We start from the raw sequence: 10,701 nt of genomic DNA on the forward strand, positions 1-10,701 counted from the left end.
GTATGGGGAATACGCTTCCGCTAACTTTTGTTCGCTCTTGATCGCGAGCGGCGCTGCGCAATCATGCCTTCACCACTTCACGATAGAAGAATTTCATTTTTCGGCCCAAATTTAGAACAGAAGCAGCGCACCTTTGATTCCTTTTTCGATCATATCTACTAAAACTATAGAATTGAGGATCATGAGATGTTTGCTCGCGGCTGGAGATCATTTGCGCTTGGATTAACCGGAGCGATTGTCGGTATGGCCTTCGCGTCCACGACCTTTTCGGCGGAGACCGGAGGCACACTGAACCTGATTGTCCAGCCGGAGCCCATCTCGCTCAATCCCGGCATCAACCGCTTGGGTCCGGCGACCTTTGTTGGCAACAAGATCTACGATTCGCTGCTTGGTTATTCCGCCAGGGACATCAAACCTATTCCGCGGCTGGCGGAAAGCTGGGAGGTTTCCGCCGATGGCAAGACCTATACGTTCAAGCTGCGCCCCGGCGTTACCTGGCATGATGGCGAGCCCTTCACGTCAAAGGATGTTGCCTTCAGCATCGGCGACTTCCTGCCGATCCAGCACGCACGTTCAAAAGACCTCAGCGCGCAGATCGACCACATCGAAACGCCTGATGATCTGACCGTTGTCTTTACGCTGAAGGCGCCCTACCCGGCCATCCTGTGGTCGCTCAATCTGGCGATCGTCCCGGCCCATAAATATGTCGGCGTAACCGATCTGCGCGCCGCACCTGCCAATTCGGAATTTATCGGCACCGGCCCGTTCAAGTTCTCGGAGTGGAAAAAGGGCAGCATCATCCGTCTGGTTCGTAACGACAAATATTGGGATGCGGGCAAACCCTATCTCGATGAAATTGATTTCCAGATCGTGCCGGATGCGAACTCCCGCTCGATTGCCTTCGAAACTGGACAGGTCGACGTGCTGCGCTCCGGCGATGTCGAGAATTTCGACATTCCGCGCCTTTCTGCACTTGAGGGTGTTGCGGTCAATGAAGGTGGTTGGGAGTTCCTGCAGCCGATCGGTTATGTGCATATCAACAACCGCAATCCGCTTCTCGCCAACCGGACGGTCCGTCAGGCCATCACCCAGGCGATTAACCGCGACTTCATCATCAACACGATCTTTGCTGGTTATGGCAAACCGATCAACGGCCCCTTCTCCAGCCTGTGGGCTTACAAGGATGCAAGCGTCGAGACGACTTACCCCTATGATCCGGAAAAGGCCGCAGCCCTGCTGGACGAGGCCGGTTACAAGGTGGGTGGCGATGGCACACGTTTCACGCTGAAGCTGGTGCCTCTGCCCTATGGTGAATTGTGGTCGCGGCAGGCGGAATATTTGCGTGAGGCGCTGGGTGCGGTTGGTATCAAGGTTGAAATCCAGTCAGTTGACGTTGCCGGCTGGTTCAAACGCCTGACCACCTTCGATTATGATATTGCCCAGAACTTCGTCTACACCACGGCCGATCCGGGCATTGGCATTTCCTACGGTTACACGACCGTCAAGGGCGACAATGCCGGCAGCACCGGCGGTAACATCAACGGTTATTCCAATCCCGAGGTTGACGCACTTCTCGATCAGGGTGCGCATGAGCAGGATGACGCCAAGCGCAAGGAAATCTACTCCAAGGTCCAGAAAATCCTGTCGCAGGATGTGCCGATGGTTTGGACACACGACATTGTCTTCCCGACGCTCTACCGCGACAAGGTTCAGGACCTCATCACCACGGCGCTCGGCACCGATGACAAATTCGCCAATGTCTGGCTGAAGAAGTAATGGCGGCAAAGCAAAACACGGCGCAGGGGCACCACCCTGCGCTCAGAGGCCGGGCGGCACATGCCGCCTATGCCATTGGGCTGCGGTTTTCCAAGGCGCTGTTGACACTGCTGTTCGTGGTCATCGGCAGCTTCCTGCTGCTGCGTCTGGCGCCCGGTGATCCGGCGCTCATTCTGGCTGGCGACCAGGGTGGCAGTGACCCGGCCTTTGTCGAAGACCTGCGCCGTCACCTCGGACTAGATGGGCCGGTCTATCTGCAACTGTGGAAATATCTGCAGAGTGTCGCGACTTTCGATTTCGGCCTGTCCTATCGTGACCAGCGACCGGTGATTGACATCGTGCTTGAAAAAGTTCCGGCAACGCTTGTTCTGACGATAAGCGGTTTTCTGTTTTCGGTCGCCCTCGGCGTGACACTGGGTGCCCTTGCGGCTAGAAAACCGGGATCGGCGCTGGATGGCGTCATCACCACGATATCGGTGGCGTTTTTTGCCATGCCGATGTTCTGGGTAGGCCTTGTCTTCATCATCATCTTTGCCGTCAAGCTCGGCTGGCTGCCCTCCTATGGCATGGAAACACCCGCCATCGCCTCGCAAGGCGGATGGCCAGCCGTTGTCAATCGTCTGGCCCATATGGTGCTGCCGGTGCTTACGCTTGGGCTTTTCCATATGTCGATTCACGCCCGGGTGTCGCGCACCGCACTGCTTCAGGTGTCCGGCATGGACTTCATTCGCACGGCGCGCGCCAAGGGCCTCTCGCCTTGGCGGATCTGGCGCGACCATCTGCTGCGCAATGCCCTGTTGCCGACCATCACCATTGCCGGCTTGCAGGCCGGCCAGTTGATTGGCGGTTCGATCCTCGTCGAGACGGTGTTTGCCTGGCCGGGCATTGGCAGGATGGCGTTCAACGCGCTGACTACCCGTGACTATAACGTGCTTCTTGCCGTATTCATCGTTTCGTCCTTCGGGGTGATCCTTGCCAATCTTATTGCTGATGCCGCCTATCGGCTGATCGATCCGCGCCTTGAGCGGGAGGGAACGGTATGATCAGCTGGCCAAACCATCCCCTGCTCCGACCACCTGTGATCTTTGGATTTGCGGTGCTGGCCGCACTGGCAATTCTGGTGATCTTTGCCGATCTGATCTATCCCGGCGATCCATGGCGTATGGTGGCGCGGCCAAACCTGCCGCCCCTCTCGCCTGGCTTTCCCGCTGGTACCGATATGCTGGGGCGTGACCTGACCGCCGGTCTCGTGCATGGCAGCCGGGCAACGCTGGCGGTAGCCGTCAGTGTCGTTGCCTTTGCCGTCAGCCTTGGTGTCGTGCTCGGGCTGCTGGCCGGTTACTTTGGCGAGATCGTTGACGAGTTGATCATTCGCATCACCGAGTTTTTCCAGACAATCCCCGGTTTCCTGCTGACGATCATGATCGTTGCCATTCTCTCGCCCACCCGCTGGACCGTCGTGTTTGCAATCGCTTTGATATCATGGCCGCCCATCGTGCGGATCGTGCGGGCCGAAGTGCTGTCGCTGCGGCGTCTCGACTGGGTGCGCGCTGCGCGTATCAGTGGCCTGTCGCATCTGCGCATTGCCCTTTTGCATGTGTTGCCCAATGTGCTGCCGCAGGTGGTGGTGCAGGCCTCGCTGCTGATTGCGGGTGCCGTGATGATTGAATCCGGCATCAGCTTTCTTGGCCTTGGCAGTCGCGACTCCGTGTCCTGGGGGTTCCTGCTCGCGTCCGGCAGAACCTCGTTCAGCGTCAACTGGTGGCTGTCGACCCTGCCGGGGCTGGCAATTTTCTTGACTGTGCTCGCCTTCAATCTGGTTGGTGATGGGCTGGAACGCTGGCTGGACCCCAAACATGCCGGGAGGCATCAGCCATGAGCCAGAAACGCACCCCACTTGTTGCCATAGACAGGCTCGACATTGCCCTTCCCAAAGGGGCTGATCGATCTCTTGCTGTGTCCAACGCCACGGTGTCGATCAAACGCGGCGAGGTGCTGTGCATCGTCGGCGAAAGCGGTTCGGGCAAATCAGTGCTTGCCTCAGCCATTGCCGGTCTGCTGCCAGGCAACACATTGAAGGTTACCGGCGGTGCTCTGTCCTTTGACGGCCAGGATATTCTCTCTCTCAATGAGGTACAGCTGCGCAGACTGCGTGGCACGCGCATTGGCTATATTTTTCAAGAGCCGATGACTGCACTTAACCCGCTGTTGACGGTTGGTCGGCAGGTGACGGAAACGCTTGAGGCGCACGGTTTTCCTGCACCTAAGGACAAGATCGCTGCACTGTTTGCCGCCATGAAGCTGCCGGAGCCGGACACGATCGGCCAGCGCTATCCTCATGAACTGTCTGGCGGGCAGCGGCAGCGCGTGGCGATTGCCATGGCCATTGCCTGCGAACCGGAACTGCTGATTGCCGATGAACCGACCACGGCACTGGATGTCACAACCCGGTCGGAAATCCTCAAACTGATCCTTGATCTGCGCGAAAAACGCGGCCTTGCCGTGCTGTTTATCACCCATGACTTTGGTGTGGTTGCCGACATTGCCGACCGTATCGTGGTCATGCAGAACGGCGAAATCGTTGAGACTGGCACCGCCCCTGATCTGCTGGCGCGGCCGCAGCACCCCTATACACGCCGCTTGCTGGCAGCCGTGCCTGACCTTGATGACAACAGACATCGCCCACCGGTCGATGGTGCCGTTCTACTGCAGCTTGACGGCATCCGCAAAACCCATGCCGCCTCCCGCCGTCTGCTCAGCACAACACAGGAACCGGTGGCAGCGCTTGGTGGCGTAGACCTGCTGCTGCGGCAGGGTGAAACGCTTGCTTTGGTCGGCGAAAGCGGTTCGGGCAAATCAACGCTCGGTCAAGTCATTACTGGGCTGATTGAACGGGATGCCGGCACCTTCCGTTTTGCCGGAGACGACATTGAAAACGCCAAGGACCTGTTTACCCGCGAGCGACGCCCGCTGGTGCAGATGGTGTTTCAGGACCCGCAATCCTCTCTCAATCCGCGCCACAGCATACGTCGCATCCTGACCGAGGCTGCCCGGCATTTCGGCGTCAGTAGGGATGAGGCAGAGGCGCGCATGAACGAGCTTTTGCGCCGGGTGGGCATTGATGCGCGCGCCGCCGACCGCAAACCGCACGCCTTCTCGGGCGGCCAACGACAGCGTATCGCGCTGGCGCGTGCGCTGATGCTGCAGCCCAGATTACTGGTGGCCGATGAGCCGGTTTCGGCACTGGATGTTTCGGTGCAGACGCAGGTTCTGACACTACTGACCGAGCTGCAAATGGACTTTGGCCTAGCGATGTTGTTCATCACCCATGACATCAGGGTCGCCGTATCGATTGCCGACAGGATTGCGGTGATGCAACGCGGTCAGATTGTCGAGGTTGCCCCCGCCGATGCGCTTATTCGCGCACCAAAATCAGACTATGCCCGGACCCTCATCGCCTCCGTACCTGGCCGGCGCGATGAGGCAGTCCACCGGGTTCCTTCCTTCACACAACGAGACTTCGCATGACACATAACAGCATTTCATCAAGACGGAAGCGACCTTCATCCGTCGCTTCGGAGACCCGGTCATGAGTGGGAAAATTCATCTGCACTGGTATCTGCCAACCAATGGCGACAGCCGTGGACTGACCGGCTCGGGCAATGACAGCCACCTTATCGACTTTGCTGGCGGTTACCGCGCCCCCACTCTTGCCTATCTTGGTGAGGTTGCACGGGCAGCCGAAGCCCAGCCCTTTCACGCTGTGCTGACCCCAACCGGCACGTGGTGCGAAGACGCATGGATTGCCACCGCTGCCCTGTCCGCCGAGACAAAACGGCTGAAATTTCTAGTGGCCTTTCGCCCAGGTCTGATTTCGCCAACCCTGGTTGCGCATCAAGCCGCCACCTTTCAGCGGGTGACGCAGGGCCGTTTGCTGCTCAACGTGGTGACCGGCGGTGACCGTTTTGAACAGGCGCGATTTGGTGACCACCTTGGTCATGACGCTCGTTATGAGCGCACGGCAGAATTCATTCAGGTGCTGCGCGGTGTCTCCGATGAAAACGCGAAAGAACCGTTTTCCTTCAAGGGCAAACATTACGACATCCGCGAAGCCCGCATCAATGCGGCCCCTTACGGCCTGCCGCAGATCTTTTTTGGTGGCGCAAGCGGTGCAGCAACCGAAGTCGCCACCTCGCATTCCGACGTTTATCTGGTCTGGGGACGCCAGCCGGAACTTGAGGCCGACAACATCAAGAAGCTGAAGGCACAGGCGGCGGCGAAGGGTCGCGACCTGAAATTTGGCATTCGCCTGCATGTGATTTCCCGTGACACCGAGGATGAGGCATGGGCGGTGGCCGACAAGCTGCTCGGTTGGGTTTCCCCTTATCAGGTGGCAAACGCCAAAAGCCTTGCGGCAAAATCGGAATCCGTCGGCCAAAGCCATATGACGGCGCTGCATGCTGAACGGGATGGCCTGCCAAAATCAGCCCGTGAACTGCAAATCCATCCCGGTGTGTGGTCCGGTTACGGCCTCGTGCGCGGTGGCGCAGGAACCGCGCTGGTCGGCAGCCATGAACAGGTGGCGGACCTGATCGAGACCTACCACAAGGCAGGGTTTGATCATTTCATCTTCTCCGGCCAACCGCATCTGGAAGAAGCATGGCATTTCGGTGAAGGCGCTGCCGCCCGCCTGAAATCCCGTGGTGTTCTGGCACCGGTGTCGTGACGTAGCGACCTGATGTCCTCCCCCTGAGCACCACCGACGACGGCTGCGCACGGGCGATCCGTTGCGCAGGCCACCACAGCTTTCAATTTTCGGGATAGCCCACATGACTGAACACACCCGCCCCGTAGAGGTTCGTGCCCTTACCAGCACGCAAGAAAAACGGCAGGCCTTTGCACAGTTCCGTCAGGCCATGCTTGGCATTGGCGATATTGGACGGGCCGATGCTGCGGCCGAAACCGCCTATCTGGAAAGCGGTTCACCACTCGGTGGATTTATCGACGGTACGTTGCAGGGCGTGGTCAATGGGTTTGCCGGTGCGATTGCCCTGCCCGGCGGCACTTACGTCAGTCACCTTGCGGTGACGCATGTCGGCGTTGCCCCAACCCAGACCCGCAATGGCATTGCCCGCGCACTGCTGAGCGAGCAGTTGAGGCGCGCTCATGCGCAAGGTTATGTTGTCGCGGGGTTGCGTGCATCCGACGCTCGCATCTATGGACGCTACGGATACGGAATCGCGTCTTGGTCTGTTCGGCAGGATGTTGACCTAACCAATGGCGGTCGGCCCAAGCCCGAGCGGCGCACGGATTTGCGCGTGGTCGATGCCTTTGAGAGTTTTGATCTGTTTCAGAAAATTGCAGCGGTCGTACCGTCGCCACGGTCCGCCAGTCTGCAGCGTTGGGACGGTTGGTGGAAAATTCAGGAGTTTCGCACCCGACATGGGTCCACCCCGCATCATGCCGTGGTGGTTGGCGCTAAAGGTGCGGAACGCGGTTATATCCGTTTCCATATTCAGGCAACGGACAACTGGTTTACCGCGACGCAGCGCACGGCCATTGTCGATGATCTAATCGCTCATGATGATGATGCCTGGCGGGCGCTGCTCGGCCATGTGTTATCACAGGACATTCTCCACAAGGTCATCCTGCCATCACGTCCGGTCGACGATCCACTGCCGCGGCTGGTCGAAAATGCCCGCGCCGTGCAAACGTCAGAACTCCGCGACGAGAGTTGGATCAGACCGCTGGACTTGCACAAATTCCTAAACGCTCGCAGCTACAACGCTACTCAAGATGTTGTTCTCCGGATTGAAGATCAACTGATCCCCGAGAACAATGGCGTGTGGACGATCAATGGAGACGGGGCAATGCAAAATGGCGAAAACCCGTCTATCACGTTACCTGTGGACGCAGTGTCCGAACTCGTCTTCGGGGCGAGCTCTGCATCGTCGCTGGCGGCGACTGGTCGTATAAGGGGTGCGCAACAGGCAATCGAAGGGCTCGACCGTGCTATTGCAACTCATTTAAAACCGCATTCTGGTATTTCATTTTAAGACAGGTATCTGCACTCCGCGTGACAGGGGCAGAGTGTGAGAAGTTTTCCAGACGGCGTCACACGCAGACTCATACGAAGCTTGGCGAAATGTCAATTCGCGAGGAACCGTGAGCATCAGCTATGTGGGATACTGAGAGCGACACCCTGATCAGCTGAATAAACCGCCTGGATCGCGTCCTCCACTGCCTCACGGCACGTTTGGAGGGACCTGTCCCGGTTCGCCCAGAGTGTTTACGACCGTACCGTCAGCATCTGCGGTCAGGACCGAATAGCTGACTTCGTTTTCTGCAACGCGGGCTTAGGCCTCGACAGCCGATAGTTGAGCCGCAGCCGTGTCGAGAGCAGCCTTTGCCTGTTCGTAACATTGCGGCGTCGCTGCCAGTCCTTTTTTAACCAGGATCGCATAGCGCCGTTCGTCGGCCTGAGCTTGTACGAGGAGTGCCCGTGCAGCATCGACTGCATTTCGCTTCGCAATCAATGCCAACTGCAAATCTGTCTCATCAATGCGCATAAGGGCATGGAGCAGGCAAAAGAAAATGATCCCAGGACGCTACTTTTGGCTCTCAACGGGATTGGCTCCAAATTCGCCAATGTTCTTGCAAATGAAGGCTTGTTCCGGGACTTTAACAATCGACGACAAGTCGCTGCCTATGCAGGTCTGGCTGCCAGTCCCTGGAAAAGCGGCTCGATCGATCATGAGCAGGGCGTGTTCAAATTGGGAAACCCGCGGCTGCGTAAGACGTTGGTCTAGCTCTCCTGGCTGTGGCTGCGCTATCAGCCGGACTCCCAATTGGCATGCTGATTCCAGCAACGGGTCAGCCAGAATGGAGGCCGTGGCAAGAAGGTTGCGACCATCGCACTTGCTCGCAAACTTCTCGTCACTTTGTGGAAATTTGCCACGCGCGGTGTAGTGATCGTAGGCGCTGTGATGTCGCACGCCTGATCATCCCCTATCACCCTTTTCTTATCCCCGGAGCCTGATCACGCTCCGACGGATCTCTGGTAGAATGGACCGAAGCTCGACATGGTTTAAAATGCCGGTACAAAGAATGGTTTCCTTCTCCCGAACCCCGGACCCGCCGAATGCGGGATCATGGTGCAGCTGCTTCGAACGGCGATCGCATGTAAGTTTGTACAGGTTCGGTTATGGACCGGTATTCAATTAACCGGTTCGGACCCAAGAGCCAGTAGCAGGACAACACGATGCCAAATTAAAATGCACCTTGACTTTAATATCTTCATGGAAATCGAGCTAATGTTTAGTGCTTTACGGCTCGCACGACAGGCTCAATCGCGGGATAATGGCTTTGACGAAACTTGAGTAAGCGCCGACATTTGGTCGCGTGTGCTTAGTATTGTTCACTGTCTGTGAGCGAAACCAACTGATTGCCGGTCAAAAACATCAAACATCAAGTTCGAAAAAGTAATGCACTACAACAGAGTCACCGAGCACATCTTCTGCCCGCCGTGAAGGCTCAGTCGTTCACGCTCTTAGGCACTTTAGCGAGTGAGGAAAAAGCGCCTTTGTATCGTATGGCTGGATGGCGTTCATTGAGGCGGTCTGATCCGAACATCTTGGCGCGTAGCGAACCGTCTGCATATTCGCTTTTGGCAAGGCCACGCTTTTGTAGTGTAGGCAAAACATGCGCATTGTATTCCTCATAGGAACCCGGGATCATCCAGTTGATGAGATTGACACCGTCAATGCCTGCATCGCGCCACACCTCGAGTCCGTCTGCAATCTGGTCGGGAGTTCCGACAAGCCGTGCATGACGACGGGAGGTCAGCCGACCGAGATCGGCCACGGTAGGTTCACGTCCCGGTGTTGCTTTCCGGAGCCATTCGATATGGCTGTGGCCTCCATTGGTCCGGATTTCGGCGAGAAGCATATCGGATGGATATGGACGTCCCGTATTTTGATCAACCCCCAGATTGGAATGGGCTAGAAAGGCCTCGCCGCTCAGATAGTCATCAAGCTCCGCCTCCTTGCGGCGAGCCTCTTCCTCGGTACTACCCACAACAAACGAAAAGCCCTGAAAGAATTTGATATCCTCAGGCAGCCGTCCAAAGCTCTGCGCAAGACGCCGGGTATCGGCGATGAGCTCCGCAGCGGCAGCCGGATTCGGAGGAGCGATAAACTGCGCCTCGGCGTGGCGCGCGGCGAATGCCCGCCCGGCACCCGAAGATCCCGCCTGGAACAAAAGCGGCGTCCGCTGGCGCGACGGCGATGGCAAATGCGGGCCTTCGACGCGATAGCGTTGACCGGTATGATGGATTTTGTGAATTCTGGTATGATCGGAAAAGACACCGCGTGTGCGATCCTTTAGCAATGCGCCTTCATCCCAGGATCCTTCCCAGAGCTTGTAGACGACATCGAGATATTCCTCCGCCCAGACGTAGCGCTCATCATGATCTGTTAGGCGATCGAGTCCGAAATTCCGTGCTGCATTTTCCTGTGTACTGGTAACAATATTCCAAGCAATGCGGCCCTTGGATATATGATCGAGTGTCGATATCCGGCGCGCAAATTCATAAGGATGCGCCTGCAGAACGGAACTGGTAAAGGCCAGACCTAGATGCTCCGTATGAACCGCAAGTGCCGACATCAGCACAGAAGGATCATTGCTTGGAATCTGGAGCCCTTCGCGCGCATTGACTTCGTAGTCACCATGCAACGGTCCGTAGAGTCCGACGACATCGGCGAAGAACATCGCGTCGAAAAGTCCTGCTTCCAACGTCTTGGCAAGATTGATCCAGACATCGACATCCTCGAAATCGGCTTGTCTGGCATCTGGGTGCCGCCAGAGGCCATGCTGGATATGTGAGGCGGTGTTCATCACGAAAGCATTGAAAAGAAGTTCGGCCAT

7 protein-coding genes and 2 pseudogenes are annotated in these 10,701 nt (G+C 57.4%); 7 read left to right on the plus strand and 2 right to left on the minus strand.

Annotated features, from left to right (window positions below; genetic code table 11):
* Nucleotides 1–186 precede the first annotated feature (186 nt).
* The 6 genes from QBD01_RS06915 to QBD01_RS06940 all read left to right on the plus strand — a co-directional run bounded on the left by QBD01_RS06915 (nucleotide 187) and on the right by QBD01_RS06940 (nucleotide 7,832).
* On the plus strand, nucleotides 187–1,776 hold the full coding sequence (locus tag QBD01_RS06915) for an ABC transporter substrate-binding protein (protein ID WP_280992177.1): 1,590 nt from the start codon (nucleotides 187–189) through the stop codon (nucleotides 1,774–1,776).
* Nucleotides 1,776–2,819, plus strand: a complete 1,044-nt coding sequence (locus QBD01_RS06920) for an ABC transporter permease (RefSeq protein WP_280992178.1) — start codon at nucleotides 1,776–1,778, stop codon at nucleotides 2,817–2,819. Before QBD01_RS06915 ends, QBD01_RS06920 begins: the two co-directional genes overlap by 1 nt.
* Nucleotides 2,816–3,655: an ABC transporter permease gene (locus QBD01_RS06925; protein WP_280992179.1), complete on the plus strand. Its 840-nt coding sequence runs from the start codon at nucleotides 2,816–2,818 to the stop codon at nucleotides 3,653–3,655. The genes QBD01_RS06920 and QBD01_RS06925 overlap by 4 nt, the downstream gene beginning before the upstream one ends.
* Nucleotides 3,652–5,304 (plus strand): ABC transporter ATP-binding protein, encoded by a 1,653-nt coding sequence (locus tag QBD01_RS06930; RefSeq protein WP_280992180.1) that lies wholly within the window; start codon nucleotides 3,652–3,654, stop codon nucleotides 5,302–5,304. The genes QBD01_RS06925 and QBD01_RS06930 overlap by 4 nt, the downstream gene beginning before the upstream one ends.
* Before the next feature lie 61 nt (nucleotides 5,305–5,365).
* A complete protein-coding gene (locus QBD01_RS06935; protein ID WP_280992181.1) occupies nucleotides 5,366–6,502 on the plus strand; it encodes an LLM class flavin-dependent oxidoreductase in 1,137 nt (378 codons plus the stop codon).
* 103 nt (nucleotides 6,503–6,605) lie between these two features.
* The gene (locus tag QBD01_RS06940; protein ID WP_280992182.1) at nucleotides 6,606–7,832 is read left to right on the plus strand and encodes a GNAT family N-acetyltransferase; all 1,227 of its coding nucleotides are present in this window, start codon (nucleotides 6,606–6,608) and stop codon (nucleotides 7,830–7,832) included.
* Nucleotides 7,833–8,039: 207 nt separating this feature from the next.
* Here QBD01_RS06940 and QBD01_RS06945 read toward each other — a convergent pair.
* Nucleotides 8,040–8,348, minus strand: a pseudogene (locus QBD01_RS06945) (efflux RND transporter periplasmic adaptor subunit); the annotation flags it as partial.
* A 36-nt stretch (nucleotides 8,349–8,384) separates the two neighbouring features.
* Between QBD01_RS06945 and QBD01_RS06950 the strand changes: the two are divergent.
* Nucleotides 8,385–8,777, plus strand: a pseudogene (locus QBD01_RS06950) (transposase); the annotation flags it as partial.
* Nucleotides 8,778–9,309: 532 nt separating this feature from the next.
* On the opposite strand, the gene QBD01_RS06955 reads toward QBD01_RS06950, so the two are convergent.
* On the minus strand, nucleotides 9,310–10,701 hold the full coding sequence (locus QBD01_RS06955) for an NtaA/DmoA family FMN-dependent monooxygenase (protein WP_280992183.1): 1,392 nt from the start codon (nucleotides 10,699–10,701) through the stop codon (nucleotides 9,310–9,312).

The organism is Ochrobactrum sp. 19YEA23 (assembly GCF_029909865.1).
GTDB classification, from domain to species: domain Bacteria; phylum Pseudomonadota; class Alphaproteobacteria; order Rhizobiales; family Rhizobiaceae; genus Brucella; species Brucella gambitense.

Coding starts and splice junctions, on each gene's coding strand:
- QBD01_RS06940 (WP_280992182.1), top strand. CDS start 6,606: ATGACTGAACACACCCGCCCCGTAGAGGTTCGTGCCCTTACCAGCACG.
- QBD01_RS06935 (WP_280992181.1), top strand. CDS start 5,366: ATGAGTGGGAAAATTCATCTGCACTGGTATCTGCCAACCAATGGCGAC.
- QBD01_RS06925 (WP_280992179.1), top strand. CDS start 2,816: ATGATCAGCTGGCCAAACCATCCCCTGCTCCGACCACCTGTGATCTTT.
- QBD01_RS06930 (WP_280992180.1), top strand. CDS start 3,652: ATGAGCCAGAAACGCACCCCACTTGTTGCCATAGACAGGCTCGACATT.
- QBD01_RS06920 (WP_280992178.1), top strand. CDS start 1,776: ATGGCGGCAAAGCAAAACACGGCGCAGGGGCACCACCCTGCGCTCAGA.
- QBD01_RS06915 (WP_280992177.1), top strand. CDS start 187: ATGTTTGCTCGCGGCTGGAGATCATTTGCGCTTGGATTAACCGGAGCG.
- QBD01_RS06955 (WP_280992183.1), bottom strand. CDS start 10,701: ATGGCCGAACTTCTTTTCAATGCTTTCGTGATGAACACCGCCTCACAT.